General features: G+C 69.5%; 21 protein-coding genes, 1 other RNA gene and 1 riboswitch. Of the genes, 14 read left to right on the forward strand and 8 right to left on the reverse strand.

The genetic code is table 11. From position 1 onward, the window contains the following. Nucleotides 1-116: 116 nt before the first annotated feature. Nucleotides 117-422, reverse strand: a complete 306-nt coding sequence (locus tag WG922_RS08020) for a c-type cytochrome (protein ID WP_340281918.1) — start codon at nt 420-422, stop codon at nt 117-119. Nucleotides 423-535: 113 nt separating this feature from the next. Between WG922_RS08020 and WG922_RS08025 the strand changes: the two genes are divergently transcribed. Next, nucleotides 536-781 (forward strand): TIGR04438 family Trp-rich protein, encoded by a 246-nt coding sequence (locus WG922_RS08025; RefSeq protein ID WP_340281920.1) that lies wholly within the window; start codon nt 536-538, stop codon nt 779-781. 93 nt (nt 782-874) lie between these two features. On the opposite strand, the gene WG922_RS08030 is transcribed toward WG922_RS08025, so the two are convergent. Both WG922_RS08030 and ilvD read right to left on the reverse strand, forming a co-directional pair. Then, nucleotides 875-2,380, reverse strand: coding sequence for an FAD-dependent oxidoreductase (locus WG922_RS08030; RefSeq protein ID WP_340281921.1), 1,506 nt, complete (start codon nt 2,378-2,380; stop codon nt 875-877). 108 nt (nt 2,381-2,488) lie between these two features. Continuing rightward, nucleotides 2,489-4,183, reverse strand: a complete 1,695-nt coding sequence (gene ilvD, locus WG922_RS08035; protein WP_340281923.1) for a dihydroxy-acid dehydratase — start codon at nt 4,181-4,183, stop codon at nt 2,489-2,491. A 159-nt stretch (nt 4,184-4,342) separates the two neighbouring features. On the opposite strand from ilvD, the gene lgt reads away from it, so the two are divergent. The 5 genes from lgt to WG922_RS08060 all read left to right on the forward strand — a co-directional run bounded on the left by lgt (nt 4,343) and on the right by WG922_RS08060 (nt 11,249). Then, on the forward strand, nt 4,343-5,164 hold the full coding sequence (lgt, locus tag WG922_RS08040) for a prolipoprotein diacylglyceryl transferase (RefSeq protein ID WP_340281925.1): 822 nt from the start codon (nt 4,343-4,345) through the stop codon (nt 5,162-5,164). 88 nt (nt 5,165-5,252) lie between these two features. Next, complete coding sequence (locus WG922_RS08045; RefSeq protein WP_340281926.1) at nt 5,253-6,248, forward strand: Bug family tripartite tricarboxylate transporter substrate binding protein; 996 nt, start codon at nt 5,253-5,255, stop codon at nt 6,246-6,248. Between the two features lie 5 nt (nt 6,249-6,253). Beyond that, the gene (locus tag WG922_RS08050; protein ID WP_340281928.1) at nt 6,254-7,816 is read left to right on the forward strand and encodes a malonate--CoA ligase; all 1,563 of its coding nucleotides are present in this window, start codon (nt 6,254-6,256) and stop codon (nt 7,814-7,816) included. Between the two features lie 115 nt (nt 7,817-7,931). Beyond that, a complete protein-coding gene (locus WG922_RS08055; RefSeq protein ID WP_340281929.1) occupies nt 7,932-9,932 on the forward strand; it encodes an AMP-binding protein in 2,001 nt (666 codons plus the stop codon). Nucleotides 9,933-9,953: 21 nt separating this feature from the next. Continuing rightward, entirely contained in the window at nt 9,954-11,249 is a 1,296-nt protein-coding gene (locus tag WG922_RS08060) for an aminotransferase class I/II-fold pyridoxal phosphate-dependent enzyme (protein ID WP_340281930.1), read from the forward strand. On the opposite strand, the gene WG922_RS08065 is transcribed toward WG922_RS08060, so the two are convergent. Next, complete coding sequence (locus tag WG922_RS08065) at nt 11,228-11,677, reverse strand: GNAT family N-acetyltransferase (protein WP_340281931.1); 450 nt, start codon at nt 11,675-11,677, stop codon at nt 11,228-11,230. The two genes, WG922_RS08060 and WG922_RS08065, sit on opposite strands and share 22 nt — an antisense overlap. 111 nt (nt 11,678-11,788) lie before the next feature. Between WG922_RS08065 and WG922_RS08070 the strand changes: the two genes are divergently transcribed. Next, on the forward strand, nt 11,789-12,166 hold the full coding sequence (locus WG922_RS08070; RefSeq protein ID WP_340281932.1) for a hypothetical protein: 378 nt from the start codon (nt 11,789-11,791) through the stop codon (nt 12,164-12,166). Between the two features lie 5 nt (nt 12,167-12,171). Further along, nucleotides 12,172-12,990, forward strand: coding sequence for an alpha/beta fold hydrolase (locus WG922_RS08075; protein WP_340281933.1), 819 nt, complete (start codon nt 12,172-12,174; stop codon nt 12,988-12,990). On the opposite strand, the gene WG922_RS08080 is transcribed toward WG922_RS08075, so the two are convergent. The 4 genes from WG922_RS08080 to zapB all read right to left on the reverse strand — a co-directional run bounded on the left by WG922_RS08080 (nt 12,969) and on the right by zapB (nt 14,750). Next, entirely contained in the window at nt 12,969-13,784 is an 816-nt protein-coding gene (locus WG922_RS08080) for a sulfite exporter TauE/SafE family protein (RefSeq protein WP_340281934.1), read from the reverse strand. The genes WG922_RS08075 and WG922_RS08080 overlap by 22 nt on opposite strands. An 88-nt stretch (nt 13,785-13,872) precedes the next feature. Further along, nucleotides 13,873-14,052: non-coding RNA, 6S RNA (gene ssrS / locus WG922_RS08085), on the reverse strand. Nucleotides 14,053-14,179: 127 nt separating this feature from the next. Further along, on the reverse strand, nt 14,180-14,530 hold the full coding sequence (locus WG922_RS08090; protein WP_340281936.1) for a cell division protein ZapA: 351 nt from the start codon (nt 14,528-14,530) through the stop codon (nt 14,180-14,182). A gap of 4 nt (nt 14,531-14,534) precedes the next feature. Continuing rightward, a complete protein-coding gene (gene zapB / locus WG922_RS08095) occupies nt 14,535-14,750 on the reverse strand; it encodes a cell division protein ZapB (protein ID WP_340281939.1) in 216 nt (71 codons plus the stop codon). Between the two features lie 35 nt (nt 14,751-14,785). After that, nucleotides 14,786-15,044, forward strand: a riboswitch (cobalamin riboswitch). Nucleotides 15,045-15,118: 74 nt separating this feature from the next. Between zapB and WG922_RS08100 the strand changes: the two genes are divergently transcribed. From WG922_RS08100 to WG922_RS08125, 6 genes are read left to right on the forward strand one after another with little or no spacing between them, the layout of a single operon-like run. Continuing rightward, nucleotides 15,119-17,107 (forward strand): TonB-dependent receptor, encoded by a 1,989-nt coding sequence (locus tag WG922_RS08100; protein ID WP_340281942.1) that lies wholly within the window; start codon nt 15,119-15,121, stop codon nt 17,105-17,107. Nucleotides 17,108-17,123: 16 nt separating this feature from the next. Next, nucleotides 17,124-17,939: a cobalamin-binding protein gene (locus WG922_RS08105; protein ID WP_340281944.1), complete on the forward strand. Its 816-nt coding sequence runs from the start codon at nt 17,124-17,126 to the stop codon at nt 17,937-17,939. Further along, on the forward strand, nt 17,932-18,519 hold the full coding sequence (locus tag WG922_RS08110) for a bifunctional adenosylcobinamide kinase/adenosylcobinamide-phosphate guanylyltransferase (RefSeq protein WP_340281945.1): 588 nt from the start codon (nt 17,932-17,934) through the stop codon (nt 18,517-18,519). The genes WG922_RS08105 and WG922_RS08110 overlap by 8 nt, the downstream gene beginning before the upstream one ends. Continuing rightward, nucleotides 18,516-19,409 carry an ABC transporter substrate-binding protein gene (locus tag WG922_RS08115; RefSeq protein ID WP_340281947.1) on the forward strand — a complete coding sequence of 298 codons (894 nt, stop codon included), beginning with the start codon at nt 18,516-18,518 and terminating at the stop codon, nt 19,407-19,409. The genes WG922_RS08110 and WG922_RS08115 overlap by 4 nt, the downstream gene beginning before the upstream one ends. A gap of 35 nt (nt 19,410-19,444) precedes the next feature. Then, nucleotides 19,445-20,434, forward strand: coding sequence for a FecCD family ABC transporter permease (locus WG922_RS08120; RefSeq protein ID WP_445322809.1), 990 nt, complete (start codon nt 19,445-19,447; stop codon nt 20,432-20,434). Then, nucleotides 20,431-21,246, forward strand: a complete 816-nt coding sequence (locus WG922_RS08125; RefSeq protein WP_340281949.1) for an ABC transporter ATP-binding protein — start codon at nt 20,431-20,433, stop codon at nt 21,244-21,246. Before WG922_RS08120 ends, WG922_RS08125 begins: the two co-directional genes overlap by 4 nt. The last annotated feature ends 169 nt before the right edge of the window (nt 21,247-21,415 follow it).

Genomic DNA, 21,415 nt, shown 5'->3' on the forward strand with positions numbered 1-21,415 from the left:
GTTCTGCGCGAGCTGCAAACCTCAAGCCGGCCCCCGCCATGCAGCGCCCAAGAAAAAAGGCCGCGTGAGCGGCCTTTCTGCGGTGCGCTACCGGCGCGCGGAGATCGCGCGGGGTCTTACTTGATGCTCATGACCCAGCTGGCCAGCTTCTTGGCTTCGGCCTCGCTGACCTGGGCATTTGCCGGCATGGGGACCGGACCCCACACGCCCGAGCCGCCCTTGATGATCTTCACGGCCAGCTTGTCCACGGCGGCGCCGTCTTTGGCGTACTTCGTGGCCACGTCCTTGAACGACGGTCCGACGAGCTTCTTGTCGGCGGCATGGCAGGCCATGCAGTTCTTCGCGCTCGCCAGGGCCTGGTCGGCCAGTGCCGGCGCCGCGATGAAGGCGGTGGCGGCCAAGGCAAACAGGGCACGTTTCATAAGGAGTTCCTCTGCGGTTGGTTTACAGTCACCAACGCGATTGTAGTGAGCAGCGTTGACCTGCAAGCCGCGAAAGGGCTTGGGGAAATCGCCTAGCCGTCTGGAGGGATTCGATGTATTTGCTCGTGCTGGGGATCGTGCTGGTCGCCCTCAAGCTGGTGGGAATCGGCCCCGTCGCCGACTGGCCCTGGTGGGGCGTGATGCTCCCTTTTCCGATCGTCTCGCTGTGGTGGGCGGTGTCCGACCTCACCGGTCTGACCAAACGCCGCGCCGCACAGCGCGAGGAAGCCCGCCGCATCGCCAAGCTGCGCAAGCAGCTCGAGCGCAACGGCGTGCGTCACTCGTCCTACATGCCCTGAGAGAGATGTACGCGCCGCCGCAGGCGCCGGACAACCGCACCAGGCACCCGTACGCAGCTGCGACAGCAGCCACGAGCTGCGCAGGCGACGCGTTCAGGGCTCCAGCGAACGTGGGTACTTGCGGGCCAGCGGCTTGAGCGCGGGGCCCTCGATCACGGTTCCGTCGGGCCGGAACCGGCTGCCATGGCAGGGGCAGTCCCAGCTCGTTTCCACGCTGTTCCAGTGCACCTTGCATCCCATGTGGGTGCACACGGACGAGACCGCGAACAGTTCGCCGTCGGGCGAGCGCCAGGCCGCGCAGCTCTCGCCCTCGGCGTCCACGAGGGCACTGTCGCCCGGCGCCAGGCTGGACAGCCGCTCCTCCTGGCGGTGCGTCAGATAGTCCTTCAGCAGCGCCTTGGTCACCACCGCCGCTTCCTGCAGCAAAGCCTTGCCTCCCTTGATGGGCGAGAGCCGGGTGGGCTTGCAATGCCGTGCGAAGGCGTGCATGCCGCCCTGGAGTTCGTCGGCGATCATGCGGGCCGCCAAGGTGCCCCAGGTCAGCCCGTCGGTCGCGAAGCCGGTGGCGACGAAGCAGCCCGACTTGTCGCGGCCGATGTAGGGCAGGCTGTCGGCGCCGCGGTAGTTCTGGGCCGACCAGCGGTAGGCCACCTCGGCTTCGCCGAAGTGCCGCCGCGCCGCGGCTTCCACCGCCATCAGCGCGGCTTTGGCGTTGTGGGCCCCCGGCAGATGGTCCTGCCCGACGCACACTACGAACCGCTGGCCGCCGTGGTCCAGCGTGCGCACCGAAATCCCTTCGTCGCCCTCGGCCCAGAAGATGCCCGGGCCGATGTCGTGTCCGGCCTGCAGCGGCAGCGCGACCCCGTATTCCCGATGCACCGGCATCTCGTTGTGCACCAGCCGGATGCCCTTGGGCGTGTGCGTGGCCATCACCAGCTCGCGGTACTTCACCGCCCCGGTGGCCGTGTCCACCACCCGCGCGTTGGTGTCGATGTCCAGCACGCGGGTGTGCTCGTGCAGCGAGGCGCCCGCCTGCGCCGCCTGCTTCGCCATGTGGACCAGGTAGCCCTGTGGGTGCATCTGCGCCTGGTTCGCCAGCATCACGACAGGGCCTGCCGCGGCCGGCAGACCCGGCGGCAGCTGCTGGCTGCGCTCGACCGTGGCGCCGGCGGCCTGCAGCGACTCGAACTCCTTGTCTACCTCGGCCTGGTGCGAAGGCGAGAGCGCATAGCGCACCAGCGGACAGCGCCGGAACGCCGCATCGGGCACGCCCCGGGCCTGCTGCTCGATGAACTCGACCGCCGCGCGACGCACCGCCAGGACCTCCCGGGCCATATCGACGCCCCAGCGGGATCGCACCGACGAGAGCCCTTCGGCCAGGGTTTCGTACAGGTTGCCGGTCGAGTTGCCGGTGGAGCCGCTGCCGATCTCGTGCGCCTCCAGCAGCATCACCTGGCGGCCGGCGCGCGCGAGCAGTACGGCCAGCGTGACGCCGGTGATCCCGCCGCCGATGATGAGCACATCGGTGCTGAGGTCACCGGAGAGCATGCCGAAGCCAGGCGACGGGGCCGTGCCGCGCCAGACGGAGAGGGTGTCCATGGGGTGCCTCCTGCGAGGCCCCATGCTAGGGGCCGAGGCGGCGCCGGCGCGTAGGACGGCGGCGACGCCCCGCCCGCGCCCAGGGCGGGAGGGCGCCACCGTGAGCCGTCAGAAGGCGTCGAGCACCGCGCCCTTGCTCGCGCTGGAGGCGTTGAACGCGAACTTGGCCTGCACGCCGCGGTTGTAGCGCGGCGCAGGTGCTTTCCACTCGGCGCGGCGTCGGGCGAGCTCGTCGTCGGGCACGTCGAGCTGCAGCCGCAGCTGGTGCGCATCGATGGTGATCGCATCGCCCTCCTGCACCAGCGCGATGGTGCCGCCGGCGGCGGCTTCGGGTGCCACGTGCCCAACCACCATGCCCCAGGTGCCGCCCGAGAACCGGCCATCGGTGATCAGGCCCACGCTCTCGCCCAGCCCGGCGCCGATCAGCGCACCCGTGGGGGCCAGCATCTCCGGCATGCCGGGACCCCCCTTGGGGCCCAGGTAGCGCAGCACCATCACGTCGCCGGCCTGGATGCGGCCGTCGAGGATGGCCTGCAGCGCCGACTGTTCGTCGTCGAACACCCGTGCAGGGCCCGTGATGACAGGGTTCTTCAGCCCGGTGATCTTGGCCACGGCGCCTTCGGGCGACAGGTTGCCCTTGAGGATCGCGAGGTGGCCTTCCTTGTAGAGCGCCTTGTCGATCGGGCGGATCACGTCCTGGTCGGCGCGCGGCGCATCGGGCACGTCCTTCAGCACCTCGGCGATCGTCTGGCCGGTGATGGTGAGGCAGTCTCCGTGCAGCAGCCCGGCGTTCAGCAGCAGCTTCATGACCTGCGGAATGCCGCCGGCCTGGTGCAGGTCCACCGCCAGGTACTTGCCGCTGGGCTTGAGATCGCAGATCACGGGCGTCTTGCGACGCACGCGCTCGAAATCGTCGATGGTCCACTCCACGCCCGCCGCGTGCGCGATGGCCAGGAAGTGCAGCACGGCATTGGTCGAGCCGCCCGTGGCCATGATCACGGCCACGGCGTTCTCGATCGACTTGCGCGTGACGATGTCGCGCGGCTTGATGTCCTTGCGGATCGCCTCCAGCAGCACCTTGGCCGACTCGCGCGCCGAGTTCATCTTCTCGTCGTGGGGGTTGGCCATGGTGGACGAGTAGGGCAGCGAGATGCCCAGGGCCTCGAACGCCGAGGACATGGTGTTCGCCGTGTACATGCCGCCGCAGGAGCCGGTGCCGGGAATGGCGTGCTGCTCGATGTCCTTGAGCTCCTGGTCGCTGATCTTGCCGGCGGCGTTCTGGCCCACGGCCTCGAACACGCTCACGATGTTCAGGTCCTGGCCTTTCCACTTGCCGGGCAGGATGGTGCCGCCGTAGACGTAGATCGCCGGCACGTTGGCGCGCAGCATCCCCATCAGTCCGCCCGGCATGTTCTTGTCGCAGCCGCCCACGACGATCACGCCGTCCATCCACTGGCCCTGCACGCAGGTCTCGATGCAGTCGGCGATCACCTCGCGGCTGACCAGGCTGTACTTCATGCCCTCGGTGCCCATGGCCATGCCGTCGGAGATGGTGGGCACGCCGAATACCTGCGGGTTGCCGCCGGCCTCCTGGATCGCCGCCACCGCGACGTCGGCGAGTTTCTGCAGGCCGCTGTTGCAGGGGGTGATGGTGCTGTGGCCGTTCGCCACGCCCACCATGGGCTTGCCGAAATCGGTCTCCTTGTAGCCCATGCCGTAGTACATGGAGCGGTTCGGCGCGCGCGACTTGCCCTCGGTGATGTGGCTGCTGCGCAGGTGCATCTGGATCGGCTTGGTGTCCATATGTCTCTCGGGTTCTCTTGCGGGGATCTCTTGCGGGGAGTGGGGCGGCTGCAGGCACTGCGCCGCAGCGGAATTGTCTCATCCGACGGCCCTCGCACTCCCCGCGCGGACCGGCCATCGGGCGGCGTTGCGGTCCGGGCGCGGCGGCACAATACCGCGATGCTGACCTTTCCCCAGATCGACCCGGTGGCCCTGCAGCTGGGTCCCGTGGCCATCCACTGGTACGGGCTGACCTATGTGGCCGCCTTCACGCTGTTCCTGCTGCTCGCGCTGCGGCGACTGCACCACGAGCCCTTCGCGTCGGTGCGCGGACCCGGTGCCTGGAGTCGCCGCGACGTCGAGGACATGCTCTTCGTCGGCGTACTCGGGGTCATCGTCGGCGGCCGGCTGGGGTATTGCCTGTTCTACAAGCCGGGCTATTACGCCAGCCATCCGCTGGAGATCTTCGCCGTGTGGCGCGGCGGCATGAGCTTCCATGGTGGCCTGGTCGGCGTCATCGTTTCGCAGTGGTGGTTCGCGCGCTCGCGCGGCAAGCCGTTCTGGCAGGTCATGGACCTGGTGGCGCCCTGCGTTCCGCTGGGCCTTGCGGCCGGGCGCGTGGGCAACTTCATCAACGGCGAACTGTGGGGGCGCCCGGCCGACCCGTCGCTGCCCTGGGCCATGATCTTCCCGCAAAGCGGCTCCATGGTGCCGCGGCATCCGTCGCAGGTGTACCAGTTCCTGCTCGAGGGGCTGCTGCTGTTCGTGCTGCTGTGGCTGTTCGCGCGCAAGCCCCGCCCGCGCGGACAGGTGTCGGCCGCATTCCTCATCGGCTACGGGGTGCTGCGTTTCGTAGCCGAGTATTTCCGCGAGCCCGACGCGCACCTGGGCGTGCTGTCGCTGGGCATGACCATGGGCCAGTGGCTGTGCGTCCCGATGGTGCTCGCCGGCATCGGCCTGTGGATGTGGTCGGTGCGGCACGAGCGGCTGGCGCAGGCCTGAGGCCTGCAGTGACGGTGCAAATCCGGATGTGGTGGGGCGGGCGAGCGGGTATCGTGGCGGCCCTGCTCAACAATATCGGAGACGCTCCATGCATTCCCATCCGACCCGGCGCGACATCCTGCGCGTAGCCGCTGCGGGCGCAGCCGCCCTGGCGCCCCTGGCCCATGCGCAGACAGGCCCGGCTGCCTGGCCGAGCCGGCCGGTGAACCTGGTGGTCCCGTTTCCGGCCGGCGGCGGTACCGACGCCTTCGCCCGGCCGCTGGCGGCGCAGTTCGCGCGCCAGACCGGCCGCCAGCTGGTGGTCGAGAACCGGGGCGGCGCGGGGGGCACGGTGGGCGCCAGCCTCGCGGCCAAGGCTGCGCCCGATGGCTACAACCTCTTCATGGGCGCGGTGCACCACACCATCGCTCCGTCGATGTACGCCAAGCTCGATTACGACCTCGAGCGCGACTTCGTGCCCCTGATGGTGGTGGCCAACGTGCCCCAGGTGCTGGTGGTCAACCCCAAGAACATGCCGGTGGCCGACTTCAAGGCCTTCCTCGATTCGGTGCGCAGCCGCCCCGGCCGCTTCAACTACGGCTCCGCCGGCACGGGTACCTCGCACCACCTCGCGGGCGAGCTGTTCAAGCAGCAGAGCAAGACCTTCATCACCCACATTCCCTACACCGGTGCCGGCCCCGCGCTGCGCGACCTGGTCGGCGGCCAGGTGGACATGATGTTCGACGGGCTGGGCTCGTCCGCTGCGCACATCAAGGGCGGGCGCATCAAGGCGCTGATGGTGTCGGGCAACAAGCGCGTCGCCGCCTTTCCCGATGTCCCCGCGGCCGCCGAGGTGGGCTTTCCCGATTACACCGTGAGCACCTGGTACGCCCTGTGGGCACCCAAGGCCACGCCGCCGGAGTTGCAGGTGCGCGCCATCGAGGAGATGCGCAAGGCCCTCGCCAGCGACGAGCTGAAGGCGATCTGGGCCGGCCAGGGCGCCGACGTCCCCGCCATGAGCCAGCAGGAATTCGCCGCGATGGTGTCCAGCGAGATCAAGCGCTGGGCCGCCGTGGTCAAGGCCTCGGGAGCCAAGCTCGACTGATTTCCATGGACCGCGAGAACCAGAACCTCTTCGCGGCGCTGCGCGCCGCTTTCCCGTCCGATCTGGACGCCGTCGCCGTCGAGACCGACGACGGGCTGCACTACAGCTGGCGCGACATCGACCGCGCCACCGCGATGCTGGCCAACCTCCTGCGCTCCCTCGATCTGCCCGAGGGCGCGCGGGTGGCCGTGCAGGTAGAGAAGTCGGTCGAGGCCATGATGCTGTACCTGGCCACGCTGCGGGCCGGCTACGTGTTCCTGCCCTTGAACACCGCCTACCAGAGCGCCGAGATCGAGTACTTCATCGGCAACGCCGAGCCGGCCGTGGTGGTGTGCAGCCCGGCCCATTTCGGCTGGGTGAGCAAGCTCGCGTTCCAGGCCGGCACGCGCCACGTCTTCACCCTGGGCGACGACCGCAGCGGCAGCCTGCTCGAGCGCGCGATGCACCACGCGGCGGAGCACGAGGTCGTTCGTCGCACGTCGGGCGATCTGGCCGCCATCCTCTACACCAGCGGCACCACCGGCCGCAGCAAGGGCGCGATGCTCACGCACGGCAACCTGCTGTCGAACGCCCGCGTGCTCAAGGACTACTGGGGCTGGCGCACGCCGTCTCAGGAAGGCGCAGACGTGCTGCTGCACGCGCTTCCCATCTTCCACGTGCACGGCCTGTTCGTGGCCTTGCATGGCGCCCTCATCAGCGGCAGCCGCATGCTGTGGATGAACCGCTTCGATGCGCGCCGCGCGATCGACATGCTGCGGCGCGCCACCGTGTTCATGGGCGTGCCCACGCTCTACACGCGCATGCTGGCCGAGCCCGCGCTGGACCGTGACACGGTGCGCGGCATGCGCCTGTTCATCTCCGGCTCGGCGCCCCTGCTGCTGGAGACTTTCGACGTCTGGCGCGAGCGCACCGGCCACACCATCCTCGAGCGCTACGGCATGAGCGAGACCCTCATGCTCAGCTCCAACCCGTACGACCCGCGCGACGGCGAGCGCCGCGGCGGCACCGTGGGCTTCCCGTTGCCCGGCGTCGGGTTGCGCGTGCGGGGCGACGACGGTGCCCCCGTCGCCGCAGGGGAGGTCGGCGGCATCGAGGTCACGGGGCCCAACGTCTTCATCGGCTACTGGCGCATGCCCGAGAAGACCCGCGAGGAGTTCACCGCCGACGGCTGGTTCAAGACCGGCGACGTCGGCCGCATCGACGAACGCGGCTACGTCACCATCGTCGGGCGCAGCAAGGACCTGATCATCAGCGGCGGCTACAACGTCTATCCCGCCGAGATCGAAGGCTTCATCAACGAGTTGCCCGGTGTCGCCGAAAGCGCGGTGGTGGGCGTTCCGCACCCGGACTTCGGCGAGGTCGGCGTCGCGGTGGTGGTGCCCCGGCCCACAGCGGAAGTAGAAGGCGCCGCCATCGTCGCCGCGCTGAAGGCACGGCTGGCCAACTTCAAGATACCCAAGCACTGCGACGTGGTGGCCGAACTGCCCCGCAACACCATGGGCAAGGTGCAGAAGAATGTGCTGCGCGATCGGTACAAGGCGCTGTTCTCGGATGCGCCAACGATGTAGATGAAGCGGAATAACTGAATTCTTTGGTTGACTTGCGAATAACTGACTACTACGCTTTAACTCATCAGTAAGTCGCGCCGACCTCCCGGCGCCCCTTTCGACCCGAAAGGACACGATGAGCAAGTGCAGCAACTCCGTTTCGCCCGTTGGTGGCGTGCCGCTTTTCTCGTCCGCCGCGACGATTCCTGAGCTGATCCGGCAGCGGGCGAATCGAACACCAACGCGGCCGGCCTTCGGATTCGTCGCCGACTCCGACGCAGATGCGCAGGAGATCGACTACGCCACGCTGTATAGAAGCTGTACATCCGTAGCGGCACAGCTTCAGGACCACGGCTTGTCCGGCGAACGCGTGTTGCTGGTCGCTCGCAGCAACCGGAACTTTGTTGTCGGATTTCTGGCCTGCCTGATGGCTGGTGCGGTGGCGGTTCCTGCACCCTGCCCGCGACGCGACCAGTTGAGCGAGCGCTTGCAGCTGCTGGCGGAGGATTCCGGTGCGCTCGCCCTCTTGGCGGACAGCGACGAAGTCGTGTGTTTCAAGCCCACATCTCCCAGTCGTCCCTTCGCGGTGCTCGATCTGCGCCTTGCGCCAGAGTGCGTGGATGCAGCTTGGCGGCCGATCCATGTAGATCCCGAGTCCCTCGCACTGCTGCAATACACCTCGGGCTCCACAGGAAGTCCGAAAGGCGTCATGGTCAGCCACGGCAACCTCATGGCCAACTCGGCCGCGCTTCGCGGGGGGCTGCAGTTCACGCACGACTCTGTCCAGCTCGTGGCGCTGCCGCTGTTCCACGACATGGGTCTGATCGTGGGCGTGGTCCAGCCCATCTTCTCGGGCTTCACGGGGTTCCTCATGAGCCCGCAAATGTTCGCCGCATCGCCCCTGCGCTGGCTGCGGCAGATGTCCAGGCTCGGTGTCACCCATGCAGGCGGCCCGAATTTCCTGTTCGAGCTCGCCGTCGAGTCCATCGAGGACGAGGACCTGCACGATCTGGACCTGTCGCGCTGGGAGGTCGCGTACTGCGGTGCCGAGCCTGTGCGCGCAAGCACGATGCGCCGTTTCAGCGACAAATTCGGTGCGGTCGGGTTCCGGCATTCGGCATTTATGCCCGCCTACGGGATGGCAGAGGCAACGCTGTACGCGGCCAGCCACCTACATCACACCGAACCATCGACGATCTCGATGAACGATGGTGTGACCGTTCGAACCCTGGTTGCCTGCGGCGCGCCGCCGCCGCACCACCGCCTGCTCATCGTTGACCCATCGACCTGTCTGCCCTGCGCGGATGGCACACAAGGTGAGATCTGGTTGTCGGGCCCCTCCGTTGCGCAGGGCTACTGGAACAAGCCTGAAGCTACCCTCGCGACCTTCGGCGCCCGGCTGGCGGACAGCGGTGATGGTCCTTACTTGCGCACGGGAGATCTGGGCATCGTCCAGGACGGCGCCGTGTACGTGAGCTCGCGCCTGAAGGATCTTGTCATCGTGCGTGGCCGCAACTTCGCGCCGCAAGATCTCGAGGCCGTGGCCGAAGCCGCGCATCCTGCGCTGCGGCCGTCCGCGTGCGCGGCCTTCTCCCTTCACGAAGCCGACGCCGATGACCGGGTAGTCGTCGTCATCGAACTCAAGCGCACCGCAATGCGCCAGAGCTCCGCCTGGCCCGATGCGAAGCAGGCGATCCGCCGGGCGATTCTCGAAGCATTCGAGATACGCATCGATGACGTCGTCCTGGTGCGTACCGCGAGCATTCCCAAGACATCGAGCGGAAAGTTGCAGCGTAGTGCGTGCGCCCACGCGTATCGCGCGGGAACGCTGGTCGTGCTCGAGGCACCGCCCGGGGGCGTCAAGGCGCCTTCCGCGCTCCACGTGCCGGTTATCGATATCGGCTGGCTGCAGAGCGAGTTGAGCAGCGTCATCAAGAGGCCCGTCGCCGAAATCGATCCGCACGCGTCGTTCCTGGACCTGAACATCGACTCTCTCGCGGCGGTCATCTTCTCGTCGCGGCTGGCCGCAAAGCTGAGAGTCGAGGTCGATCCTCCCGGCCTGTTCAGCTGTGGGAGTCTTCACGAGGTGCGGAACTGGCTCGGGCAGATCTGCGAACCGTCGATCCACCGCGCTTGATGCGCTCACCCAGAGGCCACGATGTCACATCACGACTACCTTCTGCGAAACATGCGTGCCCTGCGCGACAGGAACATGCTGGGGCTGCGCGTGCGCACCTTGCGCAACGAGCCGAACCACTACCTGCTGGAGGGGCTGGACGACAGGAAGGTCTGCGGATTCCTCTCCTGCAGCTATCTCGGGCTCGAATGGGACCGGCGCCTGGCCGACGCCGCAGTCACCGCCATCGAGGACTACGGCACCCAGTTCTCCAGCTCGCGCGCCATCGCATCGACAGCGCACTACGCAGCGATCGAGGAGCGGCTGTGCGCCGTGATGGGCGTGCGACCCGTGATCGCGTCCACCAGCACGCTGGCGCACCTCTCGGCCATTCCCTTGCTTGCTAGCGAAGAGGACGCGGTGATCCTCGACACGCAGGTGCACAACAGCGTGCACATGGCAGTTCGCCAATGCACGCTCGCGGGCACCGCGACGTTCCGCATTCCGCACAACGACCTCGCTGCACTCGAGGGGCACATCGTGCGATTGCGCAAAGACGGAAAGCGCCGCATCTGGTACATGGCCGACGGCCTCTACAGCATGTATGGCGACTTCGCGGACATGGAGGCGCTGTTCCGGCTGATGGCCCGCTACGACAATTTCCACTGCTATATCGATGATGCGCACTCTGTCGGCTGGATCGGACGCCACGGCGCGGGTCACGCCGCTCCGTGGTTCCATGAGCCGCACGCCGACAGGATGGTCGTCGTCGGGTCGATGGCCAAGACTTTCGCCGCGTGTGGGGGCATGGTGCTGACGCCACGCGATGAATGGCGCGAGCTCATCGCCAGCTGCGGCGAGACCATGATCTTCTCCGGGCCCCTGCAGCCGGCGGTCTGCGGCTCGCTGCTCGCTGCCTGCGACATCATGCGGTCCGCCGAACTGCCGCTGCTGCAGGCTACGCTTCGCGACCACATAGCGTTCTTCGGAAGCGCAGTGCAGTCGCACCAGCTTCGCTCGCTCTCGAGCGGGCGTTCGCCCATTTTCCTGCTGGAGATCGGCAGCATGGAACGACTGCAGGCGCTATCGGCGCATCTGCTGGAGTCGGGCTACTACGTGCCGCCCGTGACTTTCCCTGCAGTGCCCCTGAACCGCTTCTGCATACGGGTCGTCATCAACCGCTTGCACACGCGTGCGCAGATGCTCGGTCTGGTGGAAGTACTCGCGCAGTTTGAATCAAAACACCCACGCGCCGGTTCAGCCGAGCACCAGGTGCCGCGCAAGGGCAGCGCCGATCTGACGCAGCCTTGCGCGCCTCAACGCGAAGCAATCACGTAGCGCACCGTGCTGTCCGCCTGGGTGAAGCGGTCGTACAGCCGCCGTGCGGCGGCGTTGTCCTGCTGCGTCACCCAGTAGACCCGTGCCCAGCCCTCGGCCCGCATCGCATTGCGCAACCACTCGATCAGTGCCGCGCCGATGCCGTGGCTGCGCGCCGACGGCAGCACGAACAGGTCTTCGAGGTAGCACACGGGCTGGATCTCCCAGGTGTTCTCGTGGACCACGCAGTTGGCGAAGCCGTAGACCTTGCCGTCCACCTCGGCCACGACGCACATGACAGCCGAGTCGGGATCGAGGATGCGCTGCCATGTGCGGGCGGTGACCTCATCCGCCACCACGGCACCGTAGAACTTGCAGTAGCCGCGCCAGAGGCTGCGCCAGCTGCTTTCATCGCCCGGCAATGCGGCGCGGATCACTACGGAATTCATGGGCTGATTGTGCTCCTGCACGCGCGCCCGACCGTGGGCGCCATCGCTCCCGGACGCCGTCGCGGCAGCGTCCTACAGCCCGGCGCGGGCGGGGCTGCCTAGCATTCCCCAATGAACCCCTCCGACCCATCCAAGGCCACCACCCGACGCCCGGTGGACCTCGCCACCGAGTCCGTTGCCGGCGAGGAGGACCCGGGAGCCACCTTCGATCTGGCGTCGTCCCAGGTGCGTGCCGGCGCACGCGCCCAGGCGGGCGCCTCGGCGTCCGACCAGGGTCAAGGCCAAGGCGGCGACCAGGGCCCGAACCAGGGCCAGTCGGCACCGCGCGCCAAGCCGGCGATGAGTCCGGGAGACGAGGCGCCGGCAGGTACGCCCGGAACCGGAGAAGGTGTGTGCCCGCGTTGCGGCGGCTCAGGCCGGCTGGAGGGCGGCAGCTGCCCCGACTGCGCCGGCACCGGCAAGGTCACCGTGGGCATCGGCGGCGCCTGAGCCGCATGCGCGGCGCCTTGCCGCCTCGCAGGCTGGTATCGACCGCAGCCGGTGTCGTGGAGTGCATCGTCTCCGGCCAGGGACGGCCGGTGTGGGTCCTGTTCGCCGGCGCGGGCATCAGCCTGGAAGGATGGCGCGGGCTCTATCCCGACATCGAGCAGCTCGGCACCGTCCTCGCGTGGAACCGCCTGGGCCTCGGCCGCAGTACCCGGCCGCGCGTTCCTCAGAGTTCCAACGCGGTGGTGGCCACGCTGCGTGAAGTCCTCGCGCGTTGCGAGCTGGTGCCGCCGTACGTGCTGGTCGGCCATTCACTGGGCGGGTTGCACGCCATGCTCTTCGCCCGACGCCATCCAAGCGAGGTGGCCGGCGTGTTGCTGCTGGAGGCGAGCCATCCGGCCGACCGGGACCACGGGCGTGGCCAGGAGTCGCGGCTCGCGACAGCCCTCGACCGGCTGTTCCCGCTGCCCAAGGCGTGGTTCCGCGCCAACCTCCACGCCGAACTGCAGGCGCAGGAGCAGAGCGCGCGTGAGCTCGAAGCGGCCGGTGCGTTTCCGCCGGTTCCCCTGATCGTGATGAGCGGGGCCCTGCCTCCGCCGCCCTGGCTGGCCGATGCGCAGGCCGTGCAGCGCCGGCGCGAACACCAGCGGCTGCTGGCGCAGCTGTCACCGCAGGGGGAGCAGATCGTCGCCCTCGAGTCGGGCCACTTCCCGCAGCGCAGCGAACCGGCGCTCGTCCTGGGCGCCATGCGCACACTGGCTGTGCGCCTGGGAGCCGACGAGCAGCCGCCGCCGGCTGGGCTGCGTCAGGCGCTGAACCCCTTGTAGGCCATGTACGCCGCCAACGTGTAGAGGACAGCCGCGAACACCCGCTTGAGCGGCTTCACGGGAAGCGCGTGCGCCGCGCGCGCGCCCAGCGGCGCGGTGAAGACGCTGGCTGCAGCGATCACGGCCAGGCCGGGCAGCCAGATGTAGCCGATCGATGCCGGAGGCAGGGACTCCACCGACTGACCGCTGATCGCGTAGCCGGCGACGTTTGCGACCGCAATCGGGAAACCCAGTGCTGCCGACGTGGCGACCGCGTTGTGGATGGCGACGTTGCACCAGGCCATGAAGGGCACGCTGATGAAGCCGCCACCCGCGCCGACGAGGCCGGAGATGAAACCGATCACCCCGCCCGCGGCCAGCTGCCCGCCCGTTCCCGGAAGCTGCCGCGTGGGCTTGGGCTTCTTGTCCAGGAACATCTGCGTCGCGGAGAAGCCCACGAACGCGGCGAAGAACAACGCGAGCCAAGAGCCCTTGAGCAGTGCGAAGACCCCCAGGCTGGCGACCAGGCTGCCGACGACGATGCCGGGCGCGAGCCGCTTGACGATGTCCCAGCGCACGGCGCCGCGTGCATGGTGGGCACGCACGCTGGAGACGGAGGTGAAGATGATGGTGGCCATGGACGTGGCGATGGCCATCTTGACGGCAAGTTCCGGTGCGACGCCGCGGGTGCCGAGGATGAAGGTGATGAATGGCACCAGCAGCATGCCGCCACCGATGCCGAGCAGGCCGGCCAGGAAGCCGGTGCCGATGCCGAGCAGCACCAGCTGGCCCAGCAGAAGAGGTTCGAGAATCATCCGTCTAGCGCTTGTTGTTCTTGTCTGTCGTTCTTCGTTCTTCGTTCTTTTTGTGTGCCGCCGCCGAAGCACGCGGGGCACCAGAAAAAAGGCGTCTGCAAGTGCCACCGGACCGGCATCCTGAACCAGGGGTTCAGGTGGGCGAGGTCAACCTGGCGTTGGGTTCGTCTGACGCGAGACGATCACGCTCGCCAGGTATGTTCCAAGCCCGAGCTCAGAGAGCATTGGTTCAAGGAAATATAAAGCCCGGCATGCACTGCAGACACGCGATCGATTGTAGGCGCTGGGGCTGCGTGCTGGGGCCAAGACCCGATGCGAAAAAAGAGTTGCGCACCTCGCTTGACAGCCGAGGCACAAAGCTCAACTGCACCGGGCATGGTGCGGCGCGAGCCGCGTCAGAACAGCTGTCCGTCGTCGCCGAGAACCGCATCGACGCGTTGCAGCAGCGACGCGATGCGCTCTTGCGAAGCGGCATCTTGCGGGGCCGCTTCGGCCTCGGATTCGGGGGGGCGGGAGGGCGTACGCGCAGCGCTCTCCGCAGGCCGGGCGATCTGCTCGAAAGCGAGGTTGAGGGCGGCGAGCACGGCGATGCGGTCCCGCGCCTTGACCTTGCCCGCGTCGCGGATGCGGCACATGGCTTCGTCCACGCGCGCCACGGCCTCACGCAGCCGGGCCTCGCCGCCTTCCGGGCACCCGAGCAGATAGCTCTGGCCCATGATCTGCACCTCGAGCTGTCTGGTCGCCATGGTGTCAAGCCGCGCTGCGGATGGTGGGCAGGCGCTCGAGCAGCGCATCGACGCGGGCACGGGCCGCGGACAGCCGCGACTTCAGCGACTCGCGCTCCTGGGTGAGGCTTTCGACCTGCTGCGACAACAGGGCGTTGGTGCGTTGCAGTTCCTCGTAGCGCACCAGCAGGCGCTCGACGCGGTCGGCAAGCTGGTCGATCTGGGAGGAGGGGACAGCCATGGCCGCGAATTGTAGGGGGGCACCCTGCGCGCTGCTTCTAGAATCGCGGCGTTGGTGCTCGCGGTGTGGTTCACATGCCGCAGTTCAACGGGAAGCAGGAAGGCCCGACGCGCCAGCGGGGGGCCCAACCTGCGCTGCCCCCGCAACGGTAAGCGGAACGTGCGACTCGCGAGCGATCGGAAGCGCGTGCGCACCCGCCCCATCAAGATGTGCCACTGGCCCCCCAAACCGGGGCTGGGAAGGTGATGGAGGCGATCCGCCAGCCCGGATACCGGCCAACGAGGTGGCGGTGTGCTGCGCACGCCGCCGTGATGCCCAATGCACTGGCGGGGTACCCGGTGCGGGTTCCGTTTCTTCGTGTTCCTTCCATGACAACTCGTGTGCTTCACGCACCCACCCGCCACGCGGCCGCACCGCGCCTCGGCCGCTCGGCCGTGTCCGCCCTTGGCCGCACCGCCCTGCTCACGCTCGGCCTCGCCACCGGGACCTGCGCCGTCGCGCAAACGCCCACCCTCCCCGAAACCCGTGTCACCGCGACGCGCCTGCCCGACGTGTCCAGGTCGCTGCCGATGGGGGTGACGGTGCTTACCGGCGAAGAAATCCGCGCGAGCGGTGCCAGCACCGTCAATGAGGCGCTGATCCGTTTGCTGGGCATTCCCGGCCGGGCCGACCTCTTCGGCGGCGGTGAGTACGCGCTCGATCTGCGCGGCTTCGGCGCCACCGCAGACAGCAACCAGGTGGTGGTCCTGGACGGACAGCGCCTGAGCGAGGCCGACACCGGGGGAACGCGCCTGTCCGCCATACCGGTGGAGAACATCGAACGCATCGAAGTCCTGCGTGGCAGCGGCGCCGTCCTCTACGGGGAGGGTGCCACCGGCGGGGTGATCGTGATCACGACCCGCGCCGGCGCCGGCACGCAGGCCGGCAACGGCGCCTCGCTCTACGCGGGTGCCGGCAGCTACGGCCTGCGCGAGGTGCGTGGCTCCGCCACGCTCGCTGCGCAGCAGCTGCGCCTGGACGCGAGTGCGCAGCGCCGCAAGGCCGATGGTTTTCGCGCCAACAGCGGCTTCACGCAGGAAGCCGCTTCGCTCGGCGCGCAATGGGTGGGCGAGGGTCTGCGCGTGGGGGGCAGCATTGCCGAGGACGACCTCGACACCCGCCTGCCCGGCGCGCTGTCGCGGGCCCAGTACGAGGCCGATCCGCGCCAGACCAGCACGCCCGCCGACTGGGCGCGGCTGGACGGCCGCCGCGGCACGCTGTTCGCCGAATTCGATGTCGGCGACTGGCAGCTGCGCGCCGACGCGGGCAGCCGCGTGCGCACGCTGCGCAGCGCCTCGGGCTACGAGTACGACATCGACGCGCGCACGCGCTCGCTGAGCGCGCGGCACGCATCCACGCCGGGCGGGCTGCGCAACGTGCTCGTGCTCGGCCACGAGCGCGGGGAGTGGGAGCGCGAGGTGCTCGGCGCCTTCGGCGCGAGCGCGACCCAGGAGACGCGCGCCTGGTTCGTGCGCGACGACCTCACGCTCGCTTCGGGCACGCGCCTGTCCGCGGGCTGGCGCACCGAGCGCCTGGTCAAGACCGACACCGGTGCGCCCGACGATCTGCGCGGGCGGCAGCAGGCGTGGGAGCTGGGCGCGAGCCATCCGATCACGAGCGACGTGACGGCCTATGCCCGCGCGGGGCGCAGCTTCAGGCTGGCCAAGGTGGACGAGTTCAACTTCACGACGCCCGCCGTGGCGCTGGCGCCCCAGACCTCGCGCGACCTCGAGCTGGGCGCGCGCTGGGTGCGCGACGCGGGCAGCGCCGAGCTGCGGGTGTGGCGCAGCGTTCTTGAGAACGAGATTGGCTACGACCCGCAGGCGGTAGGGCCATCGTCACCGTTCGGCTTCAACGGTGCCAACGTGAACTTCGACCCCACCCGCCGGCAGGGCATCGAGCTCGACCTGCAGCAGCGCGTCACGCGCGAGCTGGGTCTGCGCGCGCACGCCGCGCTGCGTCGTGCCGAGTTCCGCGAGGGCCCCTACGCCGGCGCCACGGTGCCGCTGGTGCCCGAGCGCACGATGGCGGTGCGCGCCGATTGGCGTCCGGCAGCCGGCCACACGCTCTCGGGCGGCGTCAACTGGGTATCCTCGCAGTACGTGGATTTCGCCAACAGCTGCTCCGTGCCGAGCTACACCACCGCAGACGCCCGCTACGCCTTCCAGTGGCGGCAGGCCGAGTTCTCGCTCGGCGCCACCAACCTGTTCGACCGCCGCTTCTTCACCCAGGCATTCGCCTGTGCCGGCGGGCAGGCGACCTCGCTGTACCCCGAGCCCGGCCGCGCCTTCACGGCGGCTGTGCGCGTGGCGTTCTGAAGGCAGGCGAGCTCCCATGAACCTGGTCCCCGACAGCTACAGCCCCCGGCGCATCGTCTGCCTCACCGAGGAGACGACCGAGTGGCTGTACCTGCTGGGCCAGGAGCATCGCATCGTCGGCATCTCGGGCTACACCGTGCGGCCACGCCGCGCGCGCAACGAGAAGCCGCGCGTCAGCGCCTTCCTCACCGCCAAGATCGACCAGATCCTGGCGCTCGAGCCCGACTGCGTGTTCGGCTTCTCCGACCTGCAGGCCGACATCGCCAGCGCCCTGGTTCGCCGCGGCGTGCAGGTCACCGTCTTCAATCAGCGCAGCGTGGCCGAGATTTTCGCCATGCTGTGGCAGGTGGCCGCGCTGGTCGGGCAGGCCGCGCGCGGCGAGCAGCTGCTCGCGCAGATGCGCGGGCAGCTCGAGCGCTTCGCCGAGCAGGCGCGCGCGCTGTCGCGGCGCCCCCGCGTGTTCTTCGAGGAATGGGACGAACCGCCCATCAGCGCCATCCGCTGGGTGAGCGAGCTGCTCACCATCGCCGGCGGCGACGACTGCTTCGAGGAACTCTCGCGCCAGTCCCTGGGCAAGGACCGCATCGTGCAGGACCCGATGGAGATCGTGCGCCGCAATCCCGAGATCGTCATCGGCTCCTGGTGCGGCAAGAAGTTCCGCCCGGAGCGGGTCGCCGCCCGGCCCGGCTGGCAGGAGGTCGCCGCCGTGCGCACCGGGCAACTGTTCGAGATCAAGTCCGCCGACATCCTGCAGCCGGGGCCGGCGGCGCTCACCGACGGCGTCGCGCAGTTGCATCGCATCGTGATGGACTGGAGCCTGCGCCATGGCTGAACTGCGCGTGGCCCGCAGCGAGCTGGTGCTCGGCGCCGGCGGCGCGGGCCGCAGCGCCCGGGCCGAGGCCCTGGCCGCCGCCTGGATCGCGGCCGCCCCCCACCACCGCGCCGTCTGCATCGACACGGCCCAGCCCTGGGACGAGGAGCTGCGCGATCTCATACGGCGTTGCCGCCGCGCCTCGGGCGGTGGTTCCGGGCCGGCCCTGCCGCGGCTCGAGGAGCCGACGGAGCTGGCCCATGCCCTGGGCCAGCACAGCCGCCCCGACACCCTGATCGTGGTCGATTGCCTGGGCTTCTGGCTCACGGCGAGCCTGGTCCACGCCATGGCCCCGGACGAGTCCGAGGCCGCTGCCGCCGGTCCTGCACGGACGCTGCGGATGGTCGATGCGGTGAACGCCTGCGCCGGGCCCCTGGTGCTGGTCAGCAACTGCATCGACTCCGAGGGCGTGCAGGCGCGGCCCGACCTGCAGCGCCTGGTCGGCACCCTCGGCACGCTGGAGCAGCAGGCCGTCGCCGCCTGCGAGCGCGTGACCCTGATGTCGGCCGGACTGCCGCTGACGCTCAAGGACATGGGATGAGCGTGCTGGCGCGCCTGCTGCTGCCATGGCTGGTGGTGCTGCTGTGGATCGCTTCGGGTGCGCAGGCGGTGGCAGCGCCGCCGGAAGGCGGCGTGGTCGATGACCGCGGCCGCCCGGTGCGGCTCGACAAGCCGCCGCAGCGCATCGTGTCGCTGCTGCCTTCGCTGACCGAGACCGTCTGCGCGCTCGGCGCCTGCGATCGCCTGGTGGCGGTCGATGACTACTCCAACTGGCCTGCGTCGGTGCGCGCACTGCCGCACGTGGGCGGGCTGGAGGACACGCAGGTCGAAGCCATCGTCGCCCTGCGGCCCGACCTGGTGCTGGCCGCCGGCTCCAGCCGCACGATCGGGCGGCTGGAGAGCCTGGGCATTCCCGTCGCGGCGCTGGAGCCGCGCCGTCTGGACGATCTGCGCCGTGTCATCGGGCAGCTCGACGCGCTGCTCGCCACCAGCCGCGGCGACGCACTCTGGGCCCGCATCCAGCGCGAGCTGACCGATGCCTCGCAGCGGCTCGGGCCGGCGCAGAACGGCCAGCGCGTCTACTTCGAAGTGGGCAGCGGCCCGTACGCGGCCAGCGAAGCGTCCTTCGTCGGCGAACTGCTCGCGCGGCTGGGCGCCGTCAACGTGGTCGCAGGCCACCTCGGTCCGTTCCCCCGGCTCAACCCCGAGTTCGTGGTGCGCGCCGATCCGCAGGTCATCATGCATTCGTCGCACGCCGAGCCCTTCGCGACGCGCCCCGGCTGGGCCGGCATCCGCGCGGTGCGCGACAAGCGCATCTGCCGCTTCGTCGGGGCGGATGCCGACGTGCTGGTGCGTCCCGGCCCGCGCGTGGCGCAGGGCGTTCGGCTGATGGCGGACTGCCTGCAGCAGCACGGCAGGAGCGGCGGGTGAGGGCGACGATCGATGCCGATCTCCGCGATGCGCCGGTGGGCTCGGCGCGGCGTTCCGGTGCGCTGTTCGCGCTGGTGCTGGCGGCGCTCACCGCGGTCCTGCTGGGGGTCGGCCTGTCGGTGGGAAGCGCCGGCTGGCAGCCGCTGGCCCTCGCAGGCGACCTGCAGGACGCGATCGTCTGGCAGATCCGCATGCCGCGCAGCCTGGGCGCCTGGCTGGCGGGCGCGCTGCTCGGCCTGGCGGGCGCGCTCGCGCAGGGGCTGCTGCGCAATCCGCTCGCGGACCCCTACCTGCTCGGAAGCGCCAGCGGCGCGGGGCTCGGGGTGGCGCTGCTGCTCGCCGCGACCGGCGTCTCGCCGCTGGCGGCGGGTGGCTGGGCCGGGCACATCGGCCTCTCGGGCGCGGCATTCGCCGGATCGGTCCTGGCCGTGCTGCTGACGCTCACCCTGTCCCGCGGCATGCAGCAGACGGTGCGCCTGCTGCTGGCGGGAATCATCGTGGGCATGGTGCTCGGCGCCGGCACCGCACTCATCATGTTCCGCGTGCCCGAAGTGATGCGGGCCATGCAGGGCTTCCTCTTCGGCAGCACCAGCTTCATCGGCTGGCCGGGCGTGCAGCTGCTCGCCGCGGCACTGGCGGCGTCGCTGCTTGTGAGTCTGGGCCTCGGCCGGGCCCTGGACGCGCTGGCCCTGGGCGAGGCGACCGCCGCGAGCCTGGGCGTTGCGCTCGGGCCGGTGCGCGTGGTGCTGGTGGCGGTGCTGGCGCTCGCGACCGGGGTGGCGGTGGCGCAGGTGGGCCTCATCGCATTCGTCGGGCTGGCGGCACCGCACCTGGTGCGTGCGGCCGTGCAACCCACGCACCGGGCGCTGCTGCCCCTGGCAGCCGGCGCGGGCGGCGTGCTGCTGCTGGCCGCGGACGTGCTCGCGCGCGGTCTCGTGGCTCCGCAGGAACTCCCCGTGGGCGCGCTCACTGCGGCCCTCGGCGGCATCTACCTGCTGTGGCTCATGCGCCGGAGGCTGCGGTGAGCGCGGGCGCGGCGGCGCTTCCCGCAGGATCGCCTTCGTCGGCGCCAGCGCTGGAGGCGCGCGGCCTGCGGGTCTCGCTGGCCGGCCGCGAGGTGCTGCATGGCATCGACCTGACATTGCCGGCGGGTCGTTGGACCGCCGTGGCCGGGCCGAACGGCGCCGGCAAGACCACCCTGCTCAAGGCCTTGGCGGGGCTGCTGCCCATGGAGGGCGAGGTGCGGCTGCTGGGCCGCGCGCGCGGCACGCTGTCCGCACGCGATCGGGCCCGCCTGCTGGCCTGGCTCGGCCAGAACGAAGGCGGCGCCGAAGACCTGCGCGCCGGCGACGTCGTGCTGCTCGGGCGCCTGCCGCATCAGGGCTGGCTGGCAGCGCCGTCGGCCGCCGACCATGCGGCCGTCGAGCGCGCCATGCGCCGCACCGGCTGCTGGGAATGGCGTGAGCGCACGCTCGGACGCCTCTCGGGCGGCGAACGCCAGCGGGTGCTGATGGCGCGCGCCCTCGCGGTCGAAGCCGCGCTGCTGCTCATGGACGAGCCGCTGGCCAACCTCGATCCGCCACACCAGGCCGACTGGCTGGCACTGGTGCGGGTCCATGTCCGCGCCGGCGGCACCGCCGTGAGCGTGCTGCACGAGATCGGCATGGCCCTGCATGCCGATGCGTTGGTGCTGCTGGCCGACGGCCGCGTCGCCCACCAGGGGGACTGCACCGATCCCGCCACCCACCGCGCCGTCGAGCGCGTCTTCGGCGGCCGCATTGCCGTGCACCCCGTCGGACGTGCTTACGTCGCGTTGCCGGTCGAAGACCTGAATTAGCGCCCGGCACCCATAGGAACTGGCACTGCGTCACCCTGCTGTCGCGTCAGCGCCACCGATTGCGAGCGTTGCCTTTGCCCAAAGTTCTAGGGGGCGCCCCGAAGACGCTTGTGCGACTTGGGTGTTTTCGTTTCAAAAAGTATCCTCAAGACCTTTCCGTACATTCGAA

The sequence above is a fragment of the Ramlibacter sp. AN1015 genome (genome assembly GCF_037726105.1).
Classification (GTDB): Bacteria; Pseudomonadota; Gammaproteobacteria; order Burkholderiales; family Burkholderiaceae_C; genus Ramlibacter.